A 24,754-nucleotide genomic window follows, 5' to 3' on the forward strand; every position below is an offset into this window, starting at 1 on the left:
GGGGAGCTCCTCGGGGACGGATGCCGCGCACGCGTCGCGCGGCGCGGCATCCGTTCTCGTGTTCTATTTCTTCTCGGTCCAGGTGTTGTAGAACCAGGGCCGCGCTTCGGCGCCCCACTCGAAGTCCTTGATGTGCGGCTGGTACGCAAAGACCTGAGTGTCGTTGAGAATCGGCAGCAGGTAGGCCTGGTCGACGACGTAGTCCTGAAGGTCGCCGAGGATCGCGGCCCGCTCGTCCGGGTCGATCGCCGTGATGTGCTCGGTGAGGAGCGCATCGAGCTTCGGGTCAGGCGTGGGCAGGTTGAGCGAGTTCGTGTACGCGCTGTGATAGTTCACGGTGAGGCGCAGCGGGTCGGCCTCGGGCCAGCCGTTGCGGCGAACGCCGACGTTGGGGTCTTCGAGCGTTGTGACGTAACTCGCGTAATCCGTCTCCTTGATCTCGAGGTCGATCCCGATCTGCTTGAGCTGCCACTGCACGAGCTGGAACAACGGTTTCGCCGTGCTGTCGTACACGTCGACATAGGTGAGGATGGAAAGCGGCTCACCGTTCTTCTCCCGGATGCCGTCGGCGTTACGTTCGGTCCATCCCGCTTCATCGAGCAGGCGGTTGGACTCGTCGGGGTCGTACGCGAGCTTCTCGGACTGATCCCGGTACCCGATTGAGCCGGGGGTGATGATGCTCGAGGCTGCGTCCCAGTTATCGGTATAGAGGTCCGCGACGATCTGCTCGCGGTCGATGCCGACCTGCAGGGCCTTACGCACGTTGATGTCATCAAGGAACGGTGCCGACTGGCGGACGTCCCAGACGTTGGCGTTACCGATGCCCTGCACGCCGACGACGGTGAGGCCGGCGTCCTCGAGAGTCTTCTCTTCGCTTGGCTGGACGTAGCGGATGAGGTCCGCTTCACCTGAGCGCAGCGACCCGAGCCGCACGCTGTCCTCGGGCACGGGAAGAACGATGATTTCGTCGAGGTAGGCCTCACCCTGGTTCTCGACGCCGGGGGGTGCCCAGGCGTAACCGTCGCGCTTGGCGAAGACGATCTCTTTCCCATACGTCTCCGATTCGACGACGAACGGGCCGCTGCCGATGAAACCGCTGATCTGCGACTGCTTCTCGATGCTCGCGTCGATCGTGGCGTCGGCGGCGAGAGCCGTGCGCCAGTACGACAACACGGCGAGGAACGGGGCACTCGGCGCTGCAAGCGTCACGGTGACGGTCTGCTCGGCGTCGTCGGATTCGACCGAGTCGACCTTGGGGAACCAGTTGTTCGCCGGGATGCCCTTTTCGGCATCCCCGTAGGCCTGCCATTCCAGGTTCCGCTTCACGCTCGCGGCGTCGAGGTCGGTTCCGTCGGAGTAGGTGACCCCGTCGCGGATCGAGAACTCGTAGACGAGTCCATCGTCGCTGACCTCCCAGCTTTCGGCGATCCATGGTTTGAGTTCGAGCGTCTCGGGGTCGCGGAAGATGAGGCGGTCGCCGATGTTCTGAATGTAGGCGCTGTCCTGCCAGGTTCCGCTGGACTGAAGTTGCGTGTTCGACGACAGTTCGGCGTCGAGGTAAACGAGGGTCCCGCCGTTCTTGTCGGTCGAGTTCCCTCCCGCGGCGGGAGTCGCGGCGCACGAGCTGAGGAGCATGGTTGCGGCGAGTGTCGCTGCGGCGATCTGGGTGGCTCGGCGGACGATTGCCCGGTGTCTGGTGACGGCTGTCGGTGACATGTTGCTCCTGAAGGGAATGCGATACCCCGCTGATCGGCTCCAATGGCCGAGGCGGTGAAAGCAAGCATGCTGAGGCATCCGTTCCGACCGCTACAGACGTTAAGCAATGAGTCGTCATGTGTCGTAACACAGCCGGTGTACTCAGACCGGTCGCCGGCCGCCGGTTCGACAAATCGGGACGGCTTAGGTTAGCCTAACCTTCGGACAACGAGCACCCCCGGACGGGGCTCCGCTGTCGGCCGACTCAGGCCACTTTTCCCTCTTGAACTGGAGTTCTTCGATGACCCCTGCTCGCACTCGCGCTCTCTCCTTCGGTGCCCTCGCACTCGCCAGCGCACTCGCCGTGACCGGTTGCGCCGCAACCCCCGCCGAGTCCGCTCCGAAAAAAGCCGCGGCCACCGAGATCGACGTGAAACACGTGCAGGGAACCACAGAGGTTCCGGTCAACCCCGAGAAAGTCATCACCTTCGACATGGCGTCGCTCGACACCCTCGACGCGCTCGACGTGAAGGTCGCCGGCTTGCCGCAGCAGAACGTTCCGGAGTACCTCAGCGAGTACGCCGGCGAGGAATACCTCAACGCCGGGACCCTGTTCGAGCCGGACTACGAGGCCGTGAATGCCGCGGAGCCCGACCTGATCATCGTCGCGAACCGTTCGGCCGCCGCCTATGAGGAACTCAGCAAGATCGCGCCGACGATCGACCTCACCCTCGACTGGGAAGACTACCTGCCCAGCTTCCGCGCCAACGTCGAAACCCTCGGCGAGATCTTCGAGAAGGAAGACGAAGCCACCGAGGCTCTCGACCAGATCGACGCCAAGATCGACGACGCGAAAGGCCTGGCAGCGGATGCCGGCACCGGCCTGATCATCATGACCAACGCTGGCGAGATCACGGCATACGGAAGCGGCTCGCGCTTCGGCTGGTTGCACGACGAGCTCGGACTCGAGACCGCCATCGACGACGTCGAAGCGGCAACGCACGGCGACCCCGTCTCGGCCGAGTTCATCCTCGAGGCGAACCCGGACTGGCTGCTCGTGCTCGACCGTGACGCTGCGGTCGGCGAGAGCGGTTCCACCGCCCAGCAGGTCCTCGACAACGAAGTGATCGCCAGCACCACCGCATGGAAGAACGACCAGGTCCTCTACCTCGACAGCGTTCCGTTCTACGTCGTCATGAGCGGCCTCGGCGCCGTCAACCAGATGGTCGACCAGATCACGGTTGGCCTGAAGTAATTCCTGCACCAACCCGCACCGAAGCGCCCCGGAACCCCCGGGGCGCTTCGGCGCACCCGAAAGTTGCACGCCCCCGATCCCCGCGCCGCTCAGCCCTCCTGCTGACCGGCGCGGGGCTCGTCGTTCTTCTGCTCGCCGTACTCAGCACGTTCATCGGTGTCAGCGACGTGTCGCCGTTGAGCCTTCTCGAGGGCGGGCCGGACGGCAAAGCCGCCCAGTTGCTCGTGGCCAGCCGTCTCCCCCGCACGCTCGCGCTCGTACTGACCGGCGTCGCGATGTCGATCGTCGGCCTGATCATGCAAATGCTCGTGCGCAACAAGTTCGTCGAACCGTCGACCACGGGCACCGCGGAGTCGGCTGCCCTCGGCCTGCTCGTCGTCACCATTTTCGCGCCGACCCTTCCGTTGTTCGGCAAGATGGTCGTCGCCGCGATCTTCGCCCTCGCCGGCACCGGCCTGTTCCTCCTGATCCTGCGCCGCATCCCGGTGCGGTCGATCGTGCTCGTGCCGCTCGTCGGCATCATGCTCGGCGGCGTCATCGGCGCCGTCACCACGTTCTTCGCGTACCGGCTCGATCTGCTGCAGACCCTCGGCACCTGGCTGACCGGCGACTTCTCCGGCATCCTGCGCGGACGCTACGAGCTGCTCTGGCTCGCCCTCGCCATGACGGTGATCGCATGGATCGCCGCCGACCGGTTCACCGTCGTCGGTCTCGGCCAGGAGTTCACCACCAACCTCGGCCTGCGCTACGGCCGGGTACTCGCGCTCGGCCTCACGATCGTCGCCGTCGTCACCGCGATCGTCGTCGTCACCGCCGGCGTGATCCCGTTCCTCGGGCTGATCGTTCCCAATATCGTGAGCATCGCGATGGGCGACAACGTGCGCCGCTCGATTCCCTGGGTCGCTGTCCTCGGCGCCGGCTTCGTCCTCGCCTGCGACATCGTCGGCCGGCTCCTCCGCTTCCCGTACGAGATCCCGCTCGGCATCGTCGTCGGCGTGGTCGGCTCCGTGCTGTTCCTCTACCTCTTGCTGCGGAGGCCGTCGCGTGCCCACTGACACCCTCACCCTGAGCCGCGCCGAGTCGCTTCTCGCCTACAGCCGTCGCCCGGGTGTGCGACTGGGGATTCTCGCGGTGCTCGCCGTGGCATCCGTCGTCGTGTTCCTCACCGTCGGCATCGTCGGCAGCTGGGACTTCGCGGTGCCGTTCCGGGCGCGCAAGGTCTACGCGATGGTGCTGGTGGCGTTCGCGATCGGGGTGTCGACGGTGCTGTTCCAGACCATCACCGACAACCGGATCCTCACGCCGTCGATCATGGGATTCGACTCGCTTTACCTGCTGATCCAGACCCTCGTGGTGTTCGCCTTCGGTGCCAGCGCGCTCGCCACCGTCGATGCGCAGGTCAAGTGGGTCGTCGAGGTCGCGCTCATGGTGGCGTTCTCGACGCTGCTGTTCCGGTGGATCTTTGCCGGTGCCAAACGCAGCATCTACCTGCTCGTGCTCGTCGGGATCGTTTTCGGCACCCTGTTCCGCAGCCTGTCGTCGATGATGCAGCGGATGCTCGACCCTGCGTCGTTCGCGGTGCTCCAGGACGCGTTCTTCGCGAGCTTCAACGCGGTCGACGAGCATCTGATGCTCATGTCGGCGATCGCGATCCTGCTCGTGAGCCTTCTCGGGATGCGGATGATGCGCGTGTTCGACGTGATCGGGCTCGGCGAGAGCCACGCGGTCGGGCTCGGGGTGAACCACCGCCGGGTCGTCACGATCATGCTCGTGCTCATCGCGATCCTCGTGTCGGTGTCGACCGCGCTGGTCGGTCCCATCACCTTCTTCGGGCTCATCGTGTCGAACCTCGCCTATGCGTTGCTCGGCACCTCCCGCCACGCTTTCGTTCTGCCCGCGACGGTGCTGCTCGGGGTGATTTGCCTCGTCGGCGGGCAGTTCATTCTGGAGCGCGTGTTCGCGCTGGACACGGCCCTGAGCGTCGTGATCGAGTTTGCCGGCGGCATCCTGTTCATTGTTCTGCTGGTGAGAAGAGGAGTGCGATGATCTCGATCTCGCAAGTGACCAAGCGCTACGGCAAGCTGGCGGTCGTCGACGACGTGTCGCTCGAACTCGGCGGCTGCGGCATCACGTCGATCATCGGGCCCAACGGCGCCGGCAAGTCCACGCTGCTCTCGATGGTCGCGCGGCTCCTGCCTCTCGACGGCGGCACGATCACCATCGATGGGCTCGACGTTCGCTCGACGCCGGGCTCGGTGCTCGCGACGAAGGTCGCCGTCCTGCGGCAGGACAACCACCTCGCCGCGCGGCTCACCGTGCAGGACCTGGTGTCGTTCGGGCGGTATCCGTATTCGAAGGGGCGACTGACGTCGGTCGACCGGGATGCCATCGCGCGCGCGATCACGTACCTCGACCTCGAGCCGTTCGTCGACCGGTTCCTCGACGAACTCTCGGGTGGGCAGCGGCAGCGGGCGTTCATCGCGATGGTTCTCGCGCAGGACACCGACTACGTGCTGCTCGACGAACCGCTCAACAACCTCGACCTGCGGCACGCTGTGGACATCATGAAGCTGCTGCGCGCCGCCGCAGACGACACCGGCAAGCGCATCGTGCTCGTGATGCACGACATCAACTTCGCGTCCGTGTACTCCGACGAGATCGTCGCGATGCGCGACGGACGGGTCGTGCTCCACGGTCCGTCCGACTCGGTGATGCAGTCCGATGTGCTCGGCTCCATCTACGACCTGCCGATCGACGTGCGTGAGGTCGACGGCGAGCGCATCGGGTACTACTACCGCTGACGGCTGGGGCTCCATCGGTCCGCGATGGCGGCTTTGTGGCCGGGAAACCGACCTCGGGACCGAGGACCGTGCCGACCCGTGGCATCCGCCGTTCAGTTGTCACTAACGCTGCCGAATCGGCCGAATCGCCTGCATTGGCGACAACCGGACGGCTGCGGTCATGCGGATGCCACGGCTCGCCTTCCCGGCATCGCACCGAACCCGACAGAATGGGTCGCGGACACAGCACCGACGCTGTCCCGCACAGGAGGAACCCATGACGACCATCGCGATCATCGGCGGCGGGTACATGGGCCGCACACACGCGGCCGCGTGGGCGGAAATCGGTGAGGGGCGTGGCATCCGTTACGTTTGCAGCCAGCATCCGGTCGACGGATTCGACGACGCACCGAACGCCCGTTCCGTGACCGAGCTCGGTGTTGTGCTCTCCGACCCGCAGGTCGACATCGTCTCCGTCTGCACGCCGACCGACACGCACCGGGAAATCGCGGTTCGTGCGCTCCTCGCCGGCAAGCACGTGCTGCTCGAGAAGCCGATCGCCCTGTCGATCGCCGGCGCCCACGCGATCGCAGCTGCCGCGGCCTCGACCGGGCGAACTCTCATGGTCGCGCACGTCGTCCGCTTCTTCGAGGGGTACCGCCGGGCACGCACCGACATCGAAGCCGGCCGGATCGGCACGGTGCTCTCGGCCCGCGCCCGGCGGCTGATCACGAAACCGGATGCCGCCTGGTGGTACGACGACGCCCGGTCCGGTGGAGTCGTGGTCGACGTGGGCATCCACGACATCGACCAGCTGAACCTGCTGCTCGGCACGCCCATCGCCGTCACAAGTCGGGCCGCTGGCCCTCTCGGGCCGATCGAGACGACGATCGAGTACCGCTCGGGCGGGCTCGGCCAGGTGTTGACGTTCGCCGACGTACCACCCGGCGCCCCCTTCACGAGCTCGCTCCAGGTGATCGGCAGCGACGGGATGATCGACTACGACTTCTCGGCGGATGCCCCCACCGCGTCGGTCGCCTCCAGCGGCGTCAACACGTATCGGCTGGCCACGTCCACCAAAAGCTCGAGCGTCACTCTCTCTGCCCTCGACCACTACGCCCGGCAGGCGGAATACTTCCTCGAGTGTGTGCGAAACGGGACGGACCCGGAGTTCAGCCCGACGGCATCCGCTGTTCGTGCTCTCGAGGTGGCGCTCGCGGCACGACAGTCCCTGCTCACCGGCGAGACGGTGCGGCTCGAGGAGCGCGCCTGAGTTCGTACTGGACGCGCACTCCCCCGACCGTCCAGACTCTTCGGAAGCGGCCCGCGCGGCCGAACCCCGGCGAAAGGCATGCGTTGAGTTCGATCCGACGGAGCACCCTCACACTTCCGACGTCGAAGGAGGGGCCGTCGAATCCCCTGCCGAACCTGTTCGGCACCGGCGACATCCACGCCGACTCCGGTTTCGGCGACGACGAGCCGGGACTCGAGCAACGCGCCAGCCGTGGGCAGACCGCCCTCCCCTACCTCGACCAGGACGGCTACTCGCCCGACGAGGAGCCCCGCGACCACCCGACGATCGTGCTCGAGAACGAGCATCTGACCGCGACGTTCCTTCCGAGCCTCGGCGGGCGACTGTGGTCGCTCGTCGACCGCGAGTCCGGGCGCGAGCTGCTGCACCAGAACGAGGCGATCCGGTTCCGTAACCTCGCCCTCCGCAACGCGTGGTTCGCCGGCGGCGTCGAGTGGAACATCGGCATGATCGGACATTCCCCGTTCACGAGCTCGCCGGTGCACACGGCCGCACTCAGCGGACCCGACGGCGAAGTCGGGCTTCGGTTCTTCGAATACGAGCGCATCCGTAACGTGAGCTTCCGCGTCGACGCGTGGCTGCCGGCGTGGTCGCGGGAGCTGTTCATCCGCGGCACCATCGTCAACGACCAGCCAGATCCGACCCCGATGTACTGGTGGTCGAACATGGCGGTGCCGCAACACGACGACACCCGCGTGCTCGCCCCGGCCACCTCCGCGTGGCGTTACGGTCACGAGCGCGTGCTCGGAACCGTGCCCGTCCCGATTGTCGACGGCGAGGATTTCACCCGGCCGGCCGCGACGACGTCGACCGTGGACTACTTCTTCGACACCGCCGGGGCACGGATGCCGTGGGTCACGGCGGTGGACGGCACCGGCTTCGGTCTCGTCCAGGCGTCGACCGCGAACCTCAAGGGTCGCAAGCTGTTCGTCTGGGGCCAGGACTCCGGCGGCAGACACTGGCAGGAGTGGGTCTCCGGCCCGGACTCGTATTGCGAAATCCAGGCCGGCCTCGCCCGCACCCAACTCGAATACCTGGCGATGCCGGCCGAGACCGAATGGTCGTGGGTCGAAACGTACGGTGCGCTCCGAGTCGACCCGGCCGCCGCGCACTCCGACGACTGGGCGACCGCGACCGGCGCCGTCGACGCTGCGCTCGCGTCGCGCGACCTCGAAGCCCGGCTCGCGGCGTTCTCGGCCCGGGACCAGTCCGCCGAAATCCTCGTCGAGGTCTTGCCGGATGGTTCGGGCTGGGGTGTCGTCGAGAACGAACTACGCGCGCTGGCGGGCCGCGCCCTGATCGACCCGGAGAAGACCCCGTTCGGTGAGGATGCCGTCGGCCCGGCCGAGGACTACTGGTTGCGACTCGTGCGCGGCGAGGCGGCATCCGACCCGGACCCGGCGGTTCCCCCGGCGTCGTACCAGGTCGACCCTCGCTGGGTCGGGTTGCTCCGGCAGCGTCACGACTGGCTCACGCTCCTGCACCTCGGGGTGATCGCGGCGGCGCAGGGGTCGTTCGCCGAGGCCGAGAAGTTGTGGCTGGCATCCGTCGAGCGCACCCGGAATGCTTGGGCCCTGCGCAACCTCGGAGCCCTCGCCGCCGACCGCGGCAACTCGGCCGAGGCCGTCAAGCTCTACCGGGAGGCCCACGAGCTCGCGCCGGCGCTGCTGCCACTCACACGCGAGTTGCTCACCGCGCTCGCGAGCGACGGGCGCACGGCTGAGGTGCTCGAACTCGTCGAGCATCTTTCGGCGGCCGAGCGTGAGGACGGTCGGGTTCTCGTCGCTGAGGCCCGCGCCGCTCTCGCGACCGGCGACGTGGACCGGTGCCGCGGCATCCTCGAACGGAACCTGGTGGTCATCGACCTGCGCGAGGGAGACCCGCTGCTCGAGGACCTGTGGACCGAGTACCAGGCAGCGGCCGGGTCCTCGGATCCGCTGCCGCCGGCCTACGACTTCCGGATGTGACGCGTCGAGATTGCAGTTCTGCACCCACCGGGGCCCGGTTTGGCGGCCTTGGGTGCGTAACTGCTATTTAGCGGTCGATTCTCATGCGCGCGTGCCACCATCGGGTCATGACGGTCACGACGGCATCCGTAACACTGGCACTCGAGCTGCGGAAGGCGGGGCTCAGCTGGATCCCCGAGTCCGGAGACCAGTTCTGCCTCGACTCGCACGAGTTCGACGGTGAGGTCTTCACGGTCAGCGACATGACGATCGAGCCGCATGACTACGACACCGGCACGATCCTCGGTTTCAACGGCACGACCGAGTGGGCGCTCGACTCGGTCGCGCTCGAGAAGACACTGTGGCTGCCGCGCGAGGACCAGTTACGCGAGCTGCTTGGCCCGACCTTCAGCTTCCTGCTCCGCGTCGACGACATGTGGGTGGTCGAAGTGGAGCGCGACGGCGAGAAGCTCCGTTTCGATGGGGCAACGGCACCGGATGCTTACGCTCTCGCCGTTCTCGGAGTGCTGAGCGCGAAGACCGCCTGATCCCGTCGCATCCGTTCGCTCGATCGGTCCGAAAAGGTCGTTCGCAGTACGCTCGGGTCGCCCTTTCGGACCGATCGAATCGCGGAACGACCTGTGGGACCGTTCGGATGTGAGTCCACGCGCTGGTGCGCGAAGAGGCCGCCACCGCGGGAATGCGGTGACGGCCTTTCGGGAACTGTTTACGCGGCCAGTTGCGACTCGAGCGCGTTCGAGGTCACGAGCAGCTCGTCGCCCACGACAGACACGTCGATCGACGACCCGGCGGCGAGTTCGCGGTCGACCATGAGCCCGGCGATCCGGTCGTCGATCTCGCGCTGGATCACCCGGCGCAGCGGACGGGCACCGTACTCGGGCTCGTAGCCGCGGGTCGCGATCCAGTCGACGGCCTCGTCCGACACGGTGAAGTCGACACCCTGGACGGTGAGCCGTGACGCCGTACGCTCGAGCAACAACCGAACGATGTCGTGCAGCTCGGACTGCTCGAGCTTGGAGAACAGCACGACCTCGTCGATCCGGTTGAGGAACTCGGGCCGCATCGCCTCACGCAGCTTGCCCATCACGCGGTCGCGCAGCGCCTTCTCCGACCCGAAGCCGCTGCCGCCAGCAGACGGGGCGACGAAGCCGAGGGCTCCGCTGCGGCTCGCGAGGAACTCCGAGCCGATGTTCGACGTCATGATGATGACCGTGTTCCGGAAGTCCACCGTTCGACCCTGCCCATCGGTGAGCCGGCCGTCGTCGAGCACCTGCAGCAGCAGGTTGAACACATCCGGGTGCGCCTTCTCGATCTCGTCGAGCAGCACCACCGAGTACGGGTTGCGACGCACGCGCTCGGTCAGTTGGCCGGCCTCGTCGTAGCCGACGTACCCGGGAGGGGCACCGACCAGCCGCGACACCGTGTGTCGCTCACCGAACTCGCTCATGTCGAACCGCAGCATCGCGCTGTCGTCTCCGAACAGTGATGACGCGAGCGCCTTCGCGAGTTCGGTCTTGCCGACGCCGGTCGGGCCGAGGAACAGGAAGCTGCCGACGGGACGGTTCGGGTCGCTCATGCCCGTCCGGTTGCGCCGAACGGCCTTCGCGATCGAGGTGACCGCGTCGTGTTGCCCGATCACACGCTCGTGCAGCTCCGACTCGAGCAACCCGAGCCGCGAACGGTCGTCCTGCGTGAGCCGCGTCGCCGGGATGCCGGTCGCGCGCGAGATGATCTCGGCGATCTGAGCCTCATCGACGATGCCGGGAACCGAAGCGGATGCCGCGGCATCCGTCGACTCAGCGGCCTCGATTTGCAGGCTCAGCGCCTCGATCTCGTCCCGGAGCCTCGACGCCTCCTCGTAGTGTTCAGCCGCGACGGCTGCGTCCTTCGCCGTCTCGAGGGAGGCGACGTGCTCGCGGATCGCTGTGGTGTCGATCTTCGCGACGGAACGCAGGCGCAGCCGCGCACCGGCCTGGTCGAGCAGGTCGATCGCCTTGTCGGGCAGGAACCGGTCGGTCACGTAACGCGCCGACAGGTCGACGGCTGCGCGAAGTGCCTCGTCGGTGTACTCGACGTCGTGGAACTCTTCGTACCGGGGGCGGAGTCCGCGTAGGATGGCCTCGGCGTCATCGACGCTCGGCTCTCCGACGGTCACGGGCTGGAACCGGCGCTCGAGCGCGGCATCTTTCTCGATCCGGCGGTATTCACGGAGGGTCGTTGCCCCGACCACGTGCAGTTCGCCGCGGGCGAGGCGTGGCTTGAGCATGTTGCCGGCGTCCATGCCGCCGCTCTCGCCTCCGCCGCCAGCGCCGACGACAGTGTGGAGTTCATCGAGGAACACGATGAGCTCGCCCTGGTTCGCCGAGATCTCGTCGAGGAGCTTGGTCAGCCGCTCCTCGAAGTCACCGCGGTAGCGGGTGCCGCCGACCATCGACGCGAGGTCGAGCGAGACGACGCGCTTGTCGCGCAGCAGGTGCGGAACCTCACCGTCGACGATCGCCCGCGCGAGGCCCTCGACGACGGCGGTCTTTCCGACGCCAGCTTCACCGATGAGCACGGGGTTGTTCTTCGTGCGGCGCGACAGGATTTCGATCGTCTGCGCGATCTCGTCTGCGCGACCGATCACCGGGTCGAGCTTGCCGTCACGGGCGCGAGCGGTGAGGTCGGTGCCGAACTGATCGAGCATGGGGGTGTCGGATGCCGTGGGCTGGCCCGCTTCGGAACCGGTCGCCTGGGCGGCGCGTGCGGATTCGTATCCAGCCTGCAACGCCTGCGGCGTCACACCGAAGCTCGCGAGCAACTGACCGGCGGGCATCTCCTGGTTGACGACGAACGCAAAGAAGAGGTGCTCGGGGTCGATGTACGTCGATCCGAACGCACGGGCGACCTGGTACGCCTCCATCAGGGCGCGCTGGGTTGACGAAGTGATCGACGCCGATTGCACCTCACGGTCTGCCTTCTCGGGCAGCCGTTGCTCAACGGCGTCGGCGAGCTCGTTCGGGTCGGTGCCGAGCGAGCGGAGCGCATCGGCGACGGGCTCCTTCTCGACGAGAACCCGCAATACGTGGAGAGCGTCGACTTCGGAGTGACCGTGTTCAATGGCGAACCGTGCAGCGTGAGCGAGCACCTCCTGGGTGCGGCGGCTCAGCAGCCGGGTGATGTCGATCGTCCTCCCGGACTGCGCAGCGCGCTGCCCCTGCAGGTAGCGAGCGAGGAATTCGTCGAACGATTCGCTTCCTGAACCGGTCGGACCGAAGAATGTGGGCATGAATCCTCCTGGAACTTGAGTGCCTTCGACTCAACTCAACGGCAGCACATTAGCCGGTATTCCCACGAGTTTCAAAAAGTTGAGTGTGAGTGGCTCAGGTCTCATTCGCCGGGTCGTCCCGGGGGGTCTCGATGCGCGGCGTCGCTGCGCTCCGGCACTACTCGATCAGCGGGTGTCGTTGATCGAGTAGCGAGCGCCAGCGAGCGTGTCGAGATCGGTGCCGAGGGAGCTACAGATCCAGCCGGCGTCCGAAACTCCGCGCGGCACGTGGCCGGGGCGAGCAGAACGCTTCATCGCCCAGGCGCACGATCTCGTGTGGTTGCAGCCCCGCTGCGGTGCCGTAATCCTCGAGCGACGCGAACCCACCACGTTTGGTTCGCTCGGTGATGAGCGCCTTGGCTTTCCTGCGGTCCATCCCGCTGAGCCGCGCCAGCTCACGCTGGCTGGCGGTATTCACGTCGACACGTTCGGGAGGCGAGTCGGATGCTGCCGGCCGTTCCGTTGTGACCGCTGGGGCAGCGGATGGCGCACCAGACGCCGTAGCCGCCCGTCGGGCCGCTCGCCTGCCCCGCGACCGCCTCGGCGCTCGCTCCGGAGTCGCCGCGGCGAGATAGTCGGCACCCTGGGTGCCATTCGCGCCGAGAAGCTCTTCTGCTTCCTCCGGCAGGTCCGCTGCGCGCTGCCGGGGCCCGGTGTGCACGATTCGCCGGTTCTTTCCGTCGGCTCGCGTTCCGGCGAGAGTCAGCCCGTTCTCCCGTCGCGCCCAGAGAAGTGTGAGCCAGGCCGGGTTCGCGATGAGCGCGTGAACGAGAATGATGAGCGAGAGCGTGCCCTGCAGGATGTCGTTTTCCATCGCCGCAACGACGATCGCGGCGACACCGTAGCCAACGCCGGCGACCCACCACTGTGCGCGCCTGCTGATCCCCGCGATGATGAAGAAGCCCAGCCACGCGAGCGCTCCGCTCGGGATCAGGATGAGCAGAAGCCAGGAGCTTGCGCCGATCAACCACCGGGTGGAGGGCGCGTTCGTCGGAACTCTCCCGTTTCGGCGTTGCGCGTTTGACATCGGGTTGCCTAGGCCTCCGCGCGCACGTTGAGCACCATGGTCACGGTGTCGTCGGCTTCACGGGTCTCGGAGACAAGGTCAAAGCCGGAGCTCTCGGCGCGGGACCGGATCTTCTCGGCCACGGCCTGCTGCACCATCGCGGCGTATTCGCCATCGAGCCGCTGCAGCAGTTCGGCAGCAGACGCCTCGGTCACGGTGTGGCCGTCGTTGCTCTCAACATGCGCTTCCCAGATGTCACCATCGGTGAGCGTCATGGTCAGCGACACCCCGTCGACCTCCGCCGTCACGCGGCTCTTGGATACATCGATGCCCGTCGCACCCAGGTTGGTGAGGGCATCGGCAAGAAGAGCGCTGTCCTTCATCCGGGTTCGCACACGGATCGCGGGCGCAGGGCCGGAGGAGTCGGTCGTGTCGGCTTTCGCCATCGTCGCCGCGCCGAGAACGCCGACGCCGCCGGCCGCGGCGGCTGCCGCGAGGGCGATGGGGAGGAGGACCAGGGTTACGCTCATGCGCGTCTCGCTTTCGGAAGGGGCCGGTCCTGTCGGGGACCGAGGTCGTTCAACAGGTTTTCGAGGGCGGCGTCATCGGCCCAGCCGTTGACGTCGACCTGCCCATCGGGGCGGATGCGGATTTCGAGCCGGTCGAGTCCGCCGCCATTCTCGATCCGGGCGACCTCGTCGACGTACGCCGGGGTGAGCGCTCGAATGCCCTGGTTTGTCGATCCCAGCCACGGCCGCACCGGGTCCGGTCGGTCGCGGAGGTACGGCCCGTCGATGAGCAGGTCCGTCGCGGCAAGGAGCCGGGCGATGTCGGGGCGGTCCGCTGACCACTCGGTGAGCAGTTCGAGCGGGTAACCGGTGAACGTCATCACGGTGAGCCCGGCGTCACGGAACGCCTCGGAAGTCGTGGCGAGCGCGGCCGCCTGATCGAAGGGTTCGCCGCCGAGAAGGGTGATTCCCTCGACGCCGGCGCCGACGGCATCCGTCACGAATCGCGCAGCCAGCACAGCAGTGTCGTCCACGAGCCCGCCGATCGACGCCCAAAGGTGTGGGTTGAAGCAACCGGGGCAGCGCACACTGCACCCCTGCACCCAGAGCGCCGAGCGCAGCCCGGGCCCTTCGGCGGCGGTGGCCGGCAGGAACCGCGACCAGCGCAGCTCGTTCCCGGGCCGTTCCACCGGTTGCACGGTGCCGAGCAGGCTCGGTGGGGAGAGCAGCGTCATCGCACGTCGTCCCAGTTGCGCGTCGCGATCTCCGCTTCGACGGCCGTTTGCGAATAGGCATCGGTGAATGACGAGTCGGTCGTCCTCGCCTCGAGCAGGTCCTCGAGCACCGAGATGTAATCGAGGCATTCGCTGCCGTACATCCCGATGGTTTCAGCGTGCACGGTGCCGTCCGGCCGCACCTGAACGATGAGCTGCTTATCTGCCATGACCTGTCCTTCTGGTTTCGTCTGTTCGGGGAGAAGCGGATGCCGCGTGGCGGCTAGAAGTCGACCGTGCGCCCGCCGCGGTGACTGGAGAGGGCGGGCCCCGTGGACCCGATCGCTCCGGCCAGGTCCACGGCGTCCTCGTCGGCGTCGATGTCTTCGCGTCCGGTAGCCCGAACCGCGCGGACCTCAGCCCACTCGCGGATCGCCTGCACCTCCTCCGCTTGCGTCACTGCAAGCGGAATCATGTTGGTGATCGCCTCGACGAGGTCGTCGAGGCTGGCCGGGCGGCGTTCGGCGAAGGCTTCGTACAGGGCAACGATGACGGCCTGCTCAATTTCGGCACCGGAATAGTTCTCGCTCGCGTCGACGAGTTTCTCGACACCGTCCGCGTCGATGCCGGCGAGCCCGTTGCCGGTCGTCGCGTTCGAGGCGAGCTGGATCGACCAGATCGCCCGGCGCTCGACGGCGGTCGGAAGGTCGACGAAGAAGATCTCGTCGAATCGGCCCTTGCGCATGAACTCCGGCGGCAGCGAGTCGATGTTGTTTGCGGTTGCGACGACGAACACCGGATGCTTCTTCTCCTGCATCCAGGTGAGAAAGTATCCGAAGACGCGAGCGGTGGTCCCCGAGTCGCCCGTGCCCGTCGTGTTCGAGAAACCCTTCTCGATCTCGTCGACCCACAGGATGCACGGCGCGACCGCTTCGGCGGTGGCGAGGGCGGTTCGGAGGTTTTGCTCGGAGGAACCCACGAGGCCGGAGAAGATCCGGCCGATGTCGAGCCGCAGGAGAGGCAGACCCCACGATGCCGCCATCGCCTTGGCGGTGAGCGACTTTCCACAACCGGGAACACCCGTGATCAGCACACCCTTCGGCGACGGGAGCCCGAACTCCTCCGCTTCGGCGAGCCAGGATCCGTTGCGGCGCGAGAGCCAGCGTTTGAGGTTGTTGAGCCCGCCGACCGAGTCAAGGTCGAGGGCTTTGGTCACGAAATCGAGCACCCCGGATTTGCTGACGATCTGGCGCTTCTCGTCGAGCACGATGGTGATGTCGCTCGGGGTGAGCTTGCCGTCGTCGACCATCGCACGGGCGAACGCGTTCTCGGCTTCGGACATGGTCAGGCCTCGGGCGGCCTGCACGAGGTTCTCAAGGTCCTTCGACTCGGCGGTGACTTTGATCCGTCCGCCACCGGAGGCGTTGTTCTCGATCATCGTGTCGAGCATCGCGCGCAGCTCGGTGGTGTCTGGCAGCGGGAACTCGACGACGTGGCTGAGCTTGTCGAGCTCGGGTGGGATCGACCGAACGGGAGCCGTCACGATGAGCGCTCGCGCGGCATCCCCGTGCCGAAGTTCGAGCACGGTTTCGCGCACCTTGCGGATGATGACCGGATCACCGGGGCGCTGGTCGGAGCCGAAGTAGGCGTGCAGGTCGCAGAACACGAAGACCGCGTTGTCGGGGATGCCGACGATGTGGTCAAGGGCGCGAGTCGGCGTCGACGTGTTGCCGACGGCTTTGGCGTCGGGGCCGATCAGCCCGGTCGCCGAGGTCCAGGTCCAGACATCGCGGGGTCGGCGGAGAGCTCCGGCTGCGGTGCGGATCGCCTCCTGCACTCGAACTTCTTCGCTCGTCTCGATGTAGAGCAGCGGCAGGCGGGCTTTGAAGGCCTGGTCGAGCGTGTCGATGAAACTCATTCGCGTGGCGTTCCTCTCGTGGGGCGGGATGCCGTCGTGCTGGGTGCGGGCTGGGCGGGGAGCGCGGCCGGGGTGGGTTCGGGGGACGTGGGATCCGGGGTCGGCTGCTCCGGAGCATCCGTCGCCAGTTCGTCGATATCGATCGTCCACGCCCCGTTTTCGGCGTCGGATTCGATGGTGAAGTAGACGACGCCGTCGGTCGGCTGCCAGGAGAGACGCTCGTTGACGTCACCGGACTCGATGATCGGGCGATCGGTTTCGCCGCCGGCGGTGTGGATCGTGACGTAGAAGAGGCCATCCCCCTTGTGCATGAATCGGGCGCTGACCGCGTCGCCGCGGTAAACCAGGAACGCGTCGCCCTTGCCCCCGACGATTCCGCCGGTGATCTCGTCGACCTCGGTCTTTTCCAGGCTGAGCGACCAGTCGCCGTCTGCCTCGACCCAGAGTTCGAGGACCCCGTTGCCGGGGAGGACAGGCGCGCGGTCGTCTATCCGGATGTAGCCGATGAGGTCGGGCCACTCCCGGTCCGCGTCGGGGTCGTTGGCGTCTTCGACTTTGGACACCGACAGCACGATCCGGTCACCCTCGTCGGAGCCGGCGCCGAGAGACGCGATGTATGGATCCTGCTGGTGCTCCTCGAGCGGGATGCGAATCAGGCCGTTGCCGGTACCGGACCAGGTGTCGCCCTCCCGGTCCTCGAACACGGCGGGATCCGCTTCGCGCCAGGGGTATTCCGCCTCCCCGAGGATGCCGAAGCCATCGTCGCCGATGCCGACATTGATGTAGGTGTTGTACGCGATGCCGGCGAGGATCAGGGCACCGACAACCCACACGAGAACGGAGAAGGAACGGATGCGCTGGCGAGCGCCACTCGACGCAGTGATCTCCCCCGAACTCACGTTGCGATTCCTCCCCGTGTGCGCCGCACAGACCCCCAGACTAGTGGGCGCTGGCGCGGATCCGCGGGAGTCTGGATGGGCAGCGCTCCCCATGTTTGGGCCTGCTCCACATCAGGCAGCCGACCTCAAATTCAGGAGAGGACCTCAAATTCAGGAGATCCGGGCCGACACGCCGAATGGAAGCGCTCTCAGTACGGCGTGTCGCGAAGATCTCCTGAATTTGAGGTTGGGCGGATGCCGCGGGCCTCGTCCGACTCAGTCGACGGGCAGCAACGTGGCGCGTTTCGCCTCACGGCCGTCGCCCGACGACCGCCCGGTGACTCGGCGCCCGATCCACGGCAGCACGAACTCGCGGTAGTACGCGGCGGTGTTCCGCGAGCGTGGCCCGCCGACGGCATCCGCGACCTCTTCCACACCCCACTCCTCCGGCACAGGAACCCCCAGCGCGGTGAGCACATTCGACGCGACCCTGGCGTGGCCGAGAGCGTTGAGGTGCAGCTTGTCGACCGACCAGTAGCGGATGCTCGTGAGCGTCTCGTCCGCCCAGTTGTTGACGAGCGTGACGGGAGTGTCGCGGAGCGCGGTGAGAACGGCATCCGCCAGCAGGTCACCGCGTTTTTGCATCAGCCCGCCCATCGGCAGGTGGCGCGACGGGTTGGCGCCCGCGAGCACGACCATGTGCAGACCGTCGAGCCGGAGGGCACGGTCGACGAGCTTGACCGTCTCGTCGACGACCCAGCTGATGGTGACGCGCGGGCGCATGATGTCGTTGCCGCCACCGTTGAAGGTCATCAGATCGGGGTTGAGGGCGAGCGCCGGCTCGAGCTGCTCGGTGATGATGGGTCCGAGTTTGCGCCCGCGGATCGCGAGGTTGGCGTACCCGATCGGCTCGTCAGATGCAGCCTGCAGCCCCAGGGCCACGAAGTCGGCCCACCCGCGCACGCGGCCGTCGGGCAGTTCATCGCCGACTCCCTCGGTGAAGCTGTCGCCAAGGGCAACGTAGCGAGAGAAAGGTGCGCTCATGTGATGGGTACTCCGAAACTGTGCGGCCCTCACCGGATGTGTCGGGCCGCTCCTCCATTATCGTCGGCGCTCCGGATGCTCCCACACTCGCAGCGTCAGCCGGCGGCCGCGATCCGCTCGAGCTCGGGGCCCAGCCCGATGTCAACGACGACCAGTCGGCCGACATAGTCGATGGCGGGCGCGAGCAGCAGCCCGGTCTTGCAGGCACCGAACGTGACCGTGACATCCGCAGGCAGAACGGTCCGGTCTGGCACGCTGCCGTCGTCCGGATGCACTCCGCTCGGCAGGTCGACGGCGACCACGATCGGCGGATGCTCCGTCGCCAGCACCGGGAGGATCGTCGCGACGATCTCGCGCGCCCTCCCCCGCAACGCCGGGCTCGAGCTGGTCCCGGTTCCGAGGATGCCGTCGACGATCACGTCCGACTCGCGGGCGATGGACGCCGCAGCGTCCGTCGCGGAGTCGGCCGACAGCATCCGTGCACCCGCGTCGGCAGCGGCATCGTGGCCGGCGTTGTGCAGACGGTCTGAGGTCGGCAGCACGGTGACCGTGATGCCGAGGCTGGCGAGTTCAGCACCGGCGAACAGCGCATCGCCGCCGTTGTTGCCCGGACCGGCAAGGACCAGCACCCGGCCGGGCCGGTCGGCGGGGAGCAGCAACCGGATCTCCCGGGCGAGAGCCGCGGCGGCACGGGCCATCAGCGGCACTCCCGCATCCAGGAGCGGTTGTTCAGCGGCGCGAATCTGCGCGGCGGTGTATGCCTCCATCACGCGATGCCGAGAATGTTCCGCCAGTTGTCTGGCACCCGGCCAGTCGGCCCCGGCGATGGCTGACTCTCGGGCCGGCTTGTGGGTTCGGCGAGCGCCGGCCCGAAGAACGTTTTCTGATCGAGGTAGCTCCAGAACCAGTTCTCACCGGGTTCGAAGCTTTGGATAACCGGGTGCCCCGTCTCGGTGTAGTGGGCGGTCGCATGTTTGGAGGGTGAGCTGTCGCAGCATCCGATGTGAGCACAGAGCGCGCACCGGCGCAGGTGCACCCACCAGCCCGAGATCGCTTCACAATCGAGGCAGACGGTGCCGACCGGTGCGACGCTCGGGTCGATTCCCTCACGGCCGTCGATGTCGGTCATGGTTCCCCCCTCCCGATGGAAGGGAGCCTACTCCAGGCAGCTCGCCGACGAAACGGCGGGTTACAGCCGGGCGTACTTGGCGCGGGCGAAGCAGTACACGCCGTACGCCATGAGACCGAGTGCGACGACGGTGAGGATGACCGGTCCGAACGGCAGTTCGACGAGCGATTTGAGTGCCCCGTCGAGGCCGGTTGCTTCGCTGGGGTCCGAGGTGAACGCGGCGACACAGAACAGGATGCCGACGACCGAGATCGCGATGCCCTTGGCGATGTAGCCGATGCGGCCGAGGGTTGTGATTGTGCGGCCCGTCTTGCCGTCGGGCGCGGAGATGTCCTGCAGGAACTTCTTCTTCACACCCTTGACGATGAAGTAGATGCCGACGGCGAGCACGCCGAGACCGAGGAGAACGACGAGGAACACTCCGCCGGGCGAGGAGAGCAGTGTCGCGGTGATGCCCTGCGTCTGACCGGAGCTGTCACTGCCGCTGCCCATCGCGACGTTCGCAGCGGAGAATCCAATCGCGAGGTAGGCGATTGCCTTGCCGCCTTCCTTGGCGCGGTCGGCCCAAACCTCTTTACCTGAGCCGCGAATGAGGAACGCTTCGAGCACCTGGAACAGCCCAAGCGCGAAGAGTCCGACGGCCACGATCCAGAGCAGAAACACTCCGCCGGGGCTCGAGGCGAGGCCGCTCAGCGCACCGCCCTGATCGGCGTCGCCGCCCGACCCGAATGCGACCCCGAGCGCGATTCCGCCGATGAGCAGGTGCAAGAGACCGTTGACCGCGAACCCGGTACGGGCGGCGAGCTGGAAGGCGTGGTTGTCCTGCAGCCGGGAGGCGGCCGACCGGGCGGACGCTTTGGACGACGAAGAAGAAGAGTGGGACATGGATCTCACCCTAGGCGGGGCGGCGTCGTCACCCCTGCCCCTTGCGTTCCGCGCGGCTCGTCCGATTGGGGTCAGTTGTCGCGGAGAAACGCGAGTGCGGCTTGCCGAAAGTCCTTCGACGTCGGGGCGTTGAAGTGGTTCCGGCCCGGGATCTCAAAGAACGTTCCGTTCGGCGCTGCCTCGGCGAGAGTGCGCGACTTCTCGAGGATGAAATCCTCGGTTCCGGTAGCGAACAGCACCGGTTGCTGCGGCGGGTTCTCTGGGTCTGGCTGCGCTCCACCGCGCATCCCCTCGACGAGCGAGATCAACGCGGGAAGATCGTTGCCCGGGATGCCGCTGGCCATCGCCACATAGGCAGCGGTCAGTTTGTCGGTCGGTAGCGCACCGGTTTCGATGCTTGCCCACGCTTCGTCGATGCGGAACCGGGTGAGTGGATCACCGTCGGGGATGCCGCCGAGCACGGCACGGGTGATGCGGCCGGGCAGGTCGAGACAGGCCTGCCAGCCAACCCTCGCACCGAGCGAGTATCCGACGAATAGCGCCTCATCGATGAGAAACGTGTCGAGCACGTCGAGCAGGTCGTCGACGAGGAGGGGCATCGTGTACGCGTCCGGGGTGTGCGGTTTGCCGCTCGCGCCGTGTCCGCGCTGGTCGATCGCGAGAACCCGGTAACCGGCGCGGCTGAGCACGCGGGTCCAGCCGGCGAGGTGCCAGTTGAGCAGGGCGCCCGAGGCAAAGCCGTGCACGAGCACGACCGGTTGCCCGGCCGGGTCACCGAACTCGTAAGTCGCGATCCGGATGTTGTCCCTCGCCAGCACAAACCGGGGGTCGGGTGATTCTGGCAGCACAGGCATGGTCCCCATTATTGCGGGAACGACGAGAACGGATGCCGTCGCGCACGCGGGCGGACGGCATCCGTTCTTCAGAACCGGGTCCGAACGAGAGCGCCCGCTGCAGGTGGCGCTCTCGCACGGACGGGTCAGCGGCGGTGGTCGGCGCCGCGCGCTCTCGACTTTGAGTTGGACTTCGAGTCCGACTTCGAATCCGACTTCGACGACGATCCGGGCTCCTGCGATTCGCCCTCGGTCTCGCGCAGTTCGCGACCGCTGTCGATGTCGTCCTGCTCCTTCTGCTGCTTCTTCTCGCTCGCCTTCGTGTCGCGCGGTGGGAGCTGCAGGGTGTCCTCGGCTTCGATGCCACCCTGGAGCTGGCGCCCGCGTTCCATCTCGGCGTCGAATTCGGCGCCGAACAGGAGCGACAGGTTCATGATCCAAAGCCACAGCAGCATGATGATGACGCCGGCGATGCTGCCGTAGGTCTTCTGGTAGTTGCCGAAGTTGGCGACGTAGAAGAAGAACGCGACGGTCGCGATCGCCATTACGAGGAGGGCGATGAAGGCACCGAGGGTCATCCAGCGGAACTTCGGCTGCTTCACGTTCGGGGTGCCGTAGTAGAGAACCGCCACCATGACGATCGCCAGCAGGACGATGACCGGCCACTTGGCGATGTTCCAGACGGTCACGGCGGTCTCGCCGAGACCAATGGCGTTGCCGATGGCTTCAGCAACGGGCCCGGAGAGGATCAGCAACAGCACGATCACCACCGCGATGATGAGCAGCACGACCGTGATGAGCAGGATGGTCGGGCGCAGCTTCCAGAACGGACGGCCCTCATCGACCTCGTACACCTGGTTCATTGCCTGGCTGAACGCGTTGACGTAGCCGGACGCCGACCAGATCGCACCGAGCAGACCAACGGCGAGAGCGAGTCCGGCGCCGGGTGCGCTTGCGAGTTGTTCGATCGGCTGGCGCAGGGTCTCCGCGGTCGACGCGTCGCCCACGCTTTCGATGACCTGCAGCAACATCTGGGTCGTCTGTTCCGCCTCACCGAAGAGACCGATGATCGAGATCAGTGCCAGCAACGCCGGGAAGATCGCGAGCACCGCGTAATAGGTCAGCGCCGCAGCGAGAGTGGTGCACTTGTCACGGCCGAACTCCCGCAGGGTGCGCTTGAACACGTACCCCCACGACGGCTTCTTTATATCCGTCGGGTCATCCGGTTTGCGTGAATCGTCGGGGTCCGGCGCGTTCCGGCTTTTTGCCACGCTGTCTTCGCGGCCCTTGTCGGTGGAGTTCTGTCGGGTAGCCATGATCGCCCTCGCCTTTTCTGGTGCATGCCCGGAGCGTTATCCCGGGGATACAAGGTTTCCCCCCTGCGAGCAATCAGGCCAGAGGCTCGACGGATGCCGTCGGCAAAGTTATAGTGCCGTGTTTAGCGGCACTTCACCTCCCCTTTCCCGGTTCCTGCACACCGGGTCGGTCAGAGCGCGTCCTGCCCCGCGGTGACGCGTGCGAGATCGGCGACGACATCGGCAAGCTGGCCCGTCCGGGCGAAAATTGCCCGCTGACGCACGGCGCCATTTCCTCGTTTGAGCACCGCACGGACGCCCGAATCGACGAGCGCTTCGTCCCCGCTCGCGGCGAGCATCGGCCGGACGTGCGCAACCAGATCATCGAGAACATCCGCCGCGGGGCGAGGGGTGAGAGTGAACGGGTCGAGGAGGTTCCCTGCGATACCGAACCGCCCTGCCTGCCAGGTGGCGAGCCGCAGCATCCCCGCAGGGACCGGTGGGGCAGCGTCGCCACCCCGCCACGATGCAGCCGCAGTCTCGACGAGCGCACGGGTGAGGGCTGCGATGAGGACCGTGTCGACGGCATCCGCACAAACATCAGCGACCCGGATCTCGACGGTGGGCACATGGTGAGAGAGCCGGGCATCGAAGTAGACCATGCCCCGGTCGATCATGACACCGGAGTCGAGCATCGCTGCAACCGTCGCATGGTAGTTCTCGGCCGACCCGAACACCTCGGTGGGGCCGGCGGTCGGCCACCGCAGCATTGCCTGCGAGCGGTAGCTGGCGTACCGGGTGTCTGTGCCGTGCCAGAACGGTGAGTTCGCGCTCAGGGCGACGAGTACCGGAAGCCAGCAGCGGATCCGGTCGATCACGGCGACGCCCTCGTCGTCAGACTCGACCGCCACGTGCACGTGCAGCGCACACGTCATCTGCTCGCTCGCCGTGATCCCGAACGCATCCACGAGCCGTTCGTAGCGCGGGTCGTGGAACAGCCGTGGCGCGACCGGGAGCGGAGACGTCGCCGACGCGATCACCCGGGCACCGGCCTCGCGCGCGGCGAGGTCGGCGCGATGACGACAATCGCGGATGTCATCGGCCAGTTCACCGAGGTCGGCATGCGGTGCGGTGTTCGTCTCGAGCATCTGCTGCTGCACTTCGTGTTCGATCGTCCCGCCGAGGTGGTCCGGACGCGAATCGGGAGGCATGCCGCCGGTGATTTTGAGGATTCGGTTGGCGACCGCACGCGCGCCTCCCGACTTCGGGTCGACCAGCAGAAGCTCTTCTTCGACCCCGACGGTGCGCATGGCACAAGTGTTGCAGCGCATTCGAGTTGCCACCAGCACGGGATAGGAGAAAGCTGAACACCGAGACTTTGAGGAGTACCTGCATGTGCCGCCTGCTCGGCTATGTCGCCACCCAGCCCACCGCCCCCGCCGACGTGCTCGGTGAGCCGGCGTTCGACGCTTTCACTTCACTGGCCGCGCTGCACGGCGACGGCTGGGGACTCGCGTGGCGTGACACGGATGCCACTCACATCATCTCGAGCCCGGAATCGGCAGCACGCGACCCCCGCTACGCCGAGCTGACGCGGCAGCCGCTCGGAGCCGCCGGGCTGGTTCACTTGCGCTGGGCGACCGGAGGGCTTCCTGTGGTGCCGGAAAACACGCATCCGTTCGCCGATGGAGACTACGCGTTCGCGCACAACGGCCACATCCAGCCGATCCCCCGGCTTGACGAGCTGCTGACACCGGAGTCGCGGGCGAAGCTCAAGGGCTCGACCGACAGCGAGCGGTACTTCCGGTTCGTGCTGCAGTGCATCGACGAAACCGGCTCCGAGGCAATGGGCGTCACCCGGGCGCTGCACAGGATGACGGCCGAATTCCCGGGGGCGAGTCTCAACGCGCTACTGCTCACGCCGAGCACGCTCATCGCGATTCACATCAACAGCCGGGCGGATTCACCGCCGCGGGCGCTGAGTGCGCTGTACCCGTCACACTCCGACATGCCGCACCGGCACGCGACCGAATACTATGCGATGGATTACCGGATCACGCCCAACGCAGTGCATGTGATCTCGAGCGGGCTCGACGAGCCCGGGTGGACCCGGGTGCCGCCAGACTCCGCGGCGATGATCGACCTGCGCACGCGCGAAATCGCGCGGCTCGATCTGGAGCCGGTCGGCTCGGGCAGGTGAAGGCCGAGGTACCTGAAGGCTGGCCGAG

23 protein-coding genes are annotated in these 24,754 nt (G+C 66.8%); 8 read left to right on the forward strand and 15 right to left on the reverse strand.

Translation table 11 applies throughout. The features are described 5' to 3' along the window. Positions 1-63: 63 nt before the first annotated feature. Positions 64-1,716 (reverse strand): ABC transporter substrate-binding protein, encoded by a 1,653-nt coding sequence (locus ACWA1Q_RS13695; protein ID WP_463758124.1) that lies wholly within the window; start codon positions 1,714-1,716, stop codon positions 64-66. A gap of 280 nt (positions 1,717-1,996) precedes the next feature. On the opposite strand from ACWA1Q_RS13695, the gene ACWA1Q_RS13700 reads away from it, so the two are divergent. The 7 genes from ACWA1Q_RS13700 (at position 1,997) to ACWA1Q_RS13730 (ending at position 9,536) form a co-directional block, all read left to right on the forward strand. After that, complete coding sequence (locus ACWA1Q_RS13700) at positions 1,997-2,950, forward strand: siderophore ABC transporter substrate-binding protein (RefSeq protein WP_463758125.1); 954 nt, start codon at positions 1,997-1,999, stop codon at positions 2,948-2,950. A 167-nt stretch (positions 2,951-3,117) separates the two neighbouring features. Beyond that, on the forward strand, positions 3,118-4,005 hold the full coding sequence (locus ACWA1Q_RS13705; protein WP_463758127.1) for an ABC transporter permease: 888 nt from the start codon (positions 3,118-3,120) through the stop codon (positions 4,003-4,005). Beyond that, on the forward strand, positions 3,995-4,996 hold the full coding sequence (locus tag ACWA1Q_RS13710) for an iron chelate uptake ABC transporter family permease subunit (protein WP_463758128.1): 1,002 nt from the start codon (positions 3,995-3,997) through the stop codon (positions 4,994-4,996). Before ACWA1Q_RS13705 ends, ACWA1Q_RS13710 begins: the two co-directional genes overlap by 11 nt. Beyond that, positions 4,993-5,751 (forward strand): iron ABC transporter ATP-binding protein, encoded by a 759-nt coding sequence (locus tag ACWA1Q_RS13715; RefSeq protein WP_463758130.1) that lies wholly within the window; start codon positions 4,993-4,995, stop codon positions 5,749-5,751. Before ACWA1Q_RS13710 ends, ACWA1Q_RS13715 begins: the two co-directional genes overlap by 4 nt. 256 nt (positions 5,752-6,007) lie before the next feature. Further along, complete coding sequence (locus ACWA1Q_RS13720) at positions 6,008-7,003, forward strand: Gfo/Idh/MocA family protein (RefSeq protein ID WP_463758132.1); 996 nt, start codon at positions 6,008-6,010, stop codon at positions 7,001-7,003. Between the two features lie 83 nt (positions 7,004-7,086). Further along, the gene (locus ACWA1Q_RS13725) at positions 7,087-9,009 is read left to right on the forward strand and encodes a DUF5107 domain-containing protein (RefSeq protein ID WP_463758134.1); all 1,923 of its coding nucleotides are present in this window, start codon (positions 7,087-7,089) and stop codon (positions 9,007-9,009) included. Positions 9,010-9,116: 107 nt separating this feature from the next. Then, entirely contained in the window at positions 9,117-9,536 is a 420-nt protein-coding gene (locus ACWA1Q_RS13730; RefSeq protein ID WP_463758135.1) for a hypothetical protein, read from the forward strand. A 179-nt stretch (positions 9,537-9,715) separates the two neighbouring features. Here the strand turns inward: ACWA1Q_RS13730 and ACWA1Q_RS13735 are convergent, their stop codons facing one another. From ACWA1Q_RS13735 to ACWA1Q_RS13800, 14 genes are all read right to left on the reverse strand, one after another. Next, a complete protein-coding gene (locus ACWA1Q_RS13735) occupies positions 9,716-12,277 on the reverse strand; it encodes an ATP-dependent Clp protease ATP-binding subunit (RefSeq protein WP_463758136.1) in 2,562 nt (853 codons plus the stop codon). A gap of 229 nt (positions 12,278-12,506) precedes the next feature. Beyond that, positions 12,507-13,343 carry a ComEA family DNA-binding protein gene (locus ACWA1Q_RS13740; protein WP_463758138.1) on the reverse strand — a complete coding sequence of 279 codons (837 nt, stop codon included), beginning with the start codon at positions 13,341-13,343 and terminating at the stop codon, positions 12,507-12,509. Between the two features lie 8 nt (positions 13,344-13,351). Next, entirely contained in the window at positions 13,352-13,852 is a 501-nt protein-coding gene (locus tag ACWA1Q_RS13745) for a hypothetical protein (RefSeq protein WP_463758139.1), read from the reverse strand. Continuing rightward, entirely contained in the window at positions 13,849-14,565 is a 717-nt protein-coding gene (locus ACWA1Q_RS13750) for a 4Fe-4S single cluster domain-containing protein (protein ID WP_463758140.1), read from the reverse strand. The genes ACWA1Q_RS13745 and ACWA1Q_RS13750 overlap by 4 nt, the downstream gene beginning before the upstream one ends. After that, complete coding sequence (locus ACWA1Q_RS13755; RefSeq protein WP_463758142.1) at positions 14,562-14,774, reverse strand: DUF2997 domain-containing protein; 213 nt, start codon at positions 14,772-14,774, stop codon at positions 14,562-14,564. Before ACWA1Q_RS13755 ends, ACWA1Q_RS13750 begins: the two co-directional genes overlap by 4 nt. A 53-nt stretch (positions 14,775-14,827) precedes the next feature. Next, a complete protein-coding gene (locus ACWA1Q_RS13760; protein WP_463758144.1) occupies positions 14,828-16,462 on the reverse strand; it encodes an AAA family ATPase in 1,635 nt (544 codons plus the stop codon). Then, on the reverse strand, positions 16,459-17,361 hold the full coding sequence (locus tag ACWA1Q_RS13765; RefSeq protein WP_463758145.1) for a hypothetical protein: 903 nt from the start codon (positions 17,359-17,361) through the stop codon (positions 16,459-16,461). Before ACWA1Q_RS13765 ends, ACWA1Q_RS13760 begins: the two co-directional genes overlap by 4 nt. 255 nt (positions 17,362-17,616) lie before the next feature. Further along, entirely contained in the window at positions 17,617-18,384 is a 768-nt protein-coding gene (locus ACWA1Q_RS13770; protein ID WP_463758146.1) for an SGNH/GDSL hydrolase family protein, read from the reverse strand. A gap of 95 nt (positions 18,385-18,479) precedes the next feature. Beyond that, complete coding sequence (locus ACWA1Q_RS13775; protein ID WP_463758148.1) at positions 18,480-19,151, reverse strand: NAD(P)H-hydrate epimerase; 672 nt, start codon at positions 19,149-19,151, stop codon at positions 18,480-18,482. Then, a complete protein-coding gene (locus ACWA1Q_RS13780) occupies positions 19,151-19,513 on the reverse strand; it encodes a UBP-type zinc finger domain-containing protein (protein ID WP_463758149.1) in 363 nt (120 codons plus the stop codon). Before ACWA1Q_RS13780 ends, ACWA1Q_RS13775 begins: the two co-directional genes overlap by 1 nt. Positions 19,514-19,573: 60 nt before the next feature. Further along, positions 19,574-20,398, reverse strand: a complete 825-nt coding sequence (locus tag ACWA1Q_RS13785) for a DUF1206 domain-containing protein (protein WP_463758151.1) — start codon at positions 20,396-20,398, stop codon at positions 19,574-19,576. Between the two features lie 71 nt (positions 20,399-20,469). Continuing rightward, on the reverse strand, positions 20,470-21,252 hold the full coding sequence (locus ACWA1Q_RS13790) for an alpha/beta fold hydrolase (protein WP_463758152.1): 783 nt from the start codon (positions 21,250-21,252) through the stop codon (positions 20,470-20,472). A 125-nt stretch (positions 21,253-21,377) separates the two neighbouring features. After that, complete coding sequence (locus tag ACWA1Q_RS13795) at positions 21,378-22,547, reverse strand: YihY/virulence factor BrkB family protein (RefSeq protein ID WP_463758154.1); 1,170 nt, start codon at positions 22,545-22,547, stop codon at positions 21,378-21,380. 170 nt (positions 22,548-22,717) lie between these two features. After that, a complete protein-coding gene (locus ACWA1Q_RS13800) occupies positions 22,718-23,836 on the reverse strand; it encodes a carboxylate-amine ligase (protein ID WP_463758155.1) in 1,119 nt (372 codons plus the stop codon). 83 nt (positions 23,837-23,919) lie between these two features. Between ACWA1Q_RS13800 and ACWA1Q_RS13805 the strand changes: the two genes are divergently transcribed. Further along, positions 23,920-24,726 carry a class II glutamine amidotransferase gene (locus ACWA1Q_RS13805; RefSeq protein WP_463758157.1) on the forward strand — a complete coding sequence of 269 codons (807 nt, stop codon included), beginning with the start codon at positions 23,920-23,922 and terminating at the stop codon, positions 24,724-24,726. The last annotated feature ends 28 nt before the right edge of the window (positions 24,727-24,754 follow it).

Source organism: Mycetocola sp. TRD_SC_2 (genome assembly GCF_055361225.1).

What these genes read in the sequence shown, in the direction of transcription:
- ACWA1Q_RS13695 (WP_463758124.1), bottom strand. Translation starts at nt 1,716, where the DNA reads ATGTCACCGACAGCCGTCACCAGACACCGGGCAATCGTCCGCCGAGCC.
- ACWA1Q_RS13700 (WP_463758125.1), top strand. Translation starts at nt 1,997, where the DNA reads ATGACCCCTGCTCGCACTCGCGCTCTCTCCTTCGGTGCCCTCGCACTC.
- ACWA1Q_RS13715 (WP_463758130.1), top strand. Translation starts at nt 4,993, where the DNA reads ATGATCTCGATCTCGCAAGTGACCAAGCGCTACGGCAAGCTGGCGGTC.
- ACWA1Q_RS13720 (WP_463758132.1), top strand. Translation starts at nt 6,008, where the DNA reads ATGACGACCATCGCGATCATCGGCGGCGGGTACATGGGCCGCACACAC.
- ACWA1Q_RS13730 (WP_463758135.1), top strand. Translation starts at nt 9,117, where the DNA reads ATGACGGTCACGACGGCATCCGTAACACTGGCACTCGAGCTGCGGAAG.
- ACWA1Q_RS13735 (WP_463758136.1), bottom strand. Translation starts at nt 12,277, where the DNA reads ATGCCCACATTCTTCGGTCCGACCGGTTCAGGAAGCGAATCGTTCGAC.
- ACWA1Q_RS13740 (WP_463758138.1), bottom strand. Translation starts at nt 13,343, where the DNA reads ATGTCAAACGCGCAACGCCGAAACGGGAGAGTTCCGACGAACGCGCCC.
- ACWA1Q_RS13745 (WP_463758139.1), bottom strand. Translation starts at nt 13,852, where the DNA reads ATGAGCGTAACCCTGGTCCTCCTCCCCATCGCCCTCGCGGCAGCCGCC.
- ACWA1Q_RS13750 (WP_463758140.1), bottom strand. Translation starts at nt 14,565, where the DNA reads ATGACGCTGCTCTCCCCACCGAGCCTGCTCGGCACCGTGCAACCGGTG.
- ACWA1Q_RS13755 (WP_463758142.1), bottom strand. Translation starts at nt 14,774, where the DNA reads ATGGCAGATAAGCAGCTCATCGTTCAGGTGCGGCCGGACGGCACCGTG.
- ACWA1Q_RS13760 (WP_463758144.1), bottom strand. Translation starts at nt 16,462, where the DNA reads ATGAGTTTCATCGACACGCTCGACCAGGCCTTCAAAGCCCGCCTGCCG.
- ACWA1Q_RS13770 (WP_463758146.1), bottom strand. Translation starts at nt 18,384, where the DNA reads ATGAGCGCACCTTTCTCTCGCTACGTTGCCCTTGGCGACAGCTTCACC.
- ACWA1Q_RS13775 (WP_463758148.1), bottom strand. Translation starts at nt 19,151, where the DNA reads ATGGAGGCATACACCGCCGCGCAGATTCGCGCCGCTGAACAACCGCTC.
- ACWA1Q_RS13780 (WP_463758149.1), bottom strand. Translation starts at nt 19,513, where the DNA reads ATGACCGACATCGACGGCCGTGAGGGAATCGACCCGAGCGTCGCACCG.
- ACWA1Q_RS13785 (WP_463758151.1), bottom strand. Translation starts at nt 20,398, where the DNA reads ATGTCCCACTCTTCTTCTTCGTCGTCCAAAGCGTCCGCCCGGTCGGCC.
- ACWA1Q_RS13790 (WP_463758152.1), bottom strand. Translation starts at nt 21,252, where the DNA reads ATGCCTGTGCTGCCAGAATCACCCGACCCCCGGTTTGTGCTGGCGAGG.
- ACWA1Q_RS13795 (WP_463758154.1), bottom strand. Translation starts at nt 22,547, where the DNA reads ATGGCTACCCGACAGAACTCCACCGACAAGGGCCGCGAAGACAGCGTG.
- ACWA1Q_RS13800 (WP_463758155.1), bottom strand. Translation starts at nt 23,836, where the DNA reads ATGCGCACCGTCGGGGTCGAAGAAGAGCTTCTGCTGGTCGACCCGAAG.
- ACWA1Q_RS13805 (WP_463758157.1), top strand. Translation starts at nt 23,920, where the DNA reads ATGTGCCGCCTGCTCGGCTATGTCGCCACCCAGCCCACCGCCCCCGCC.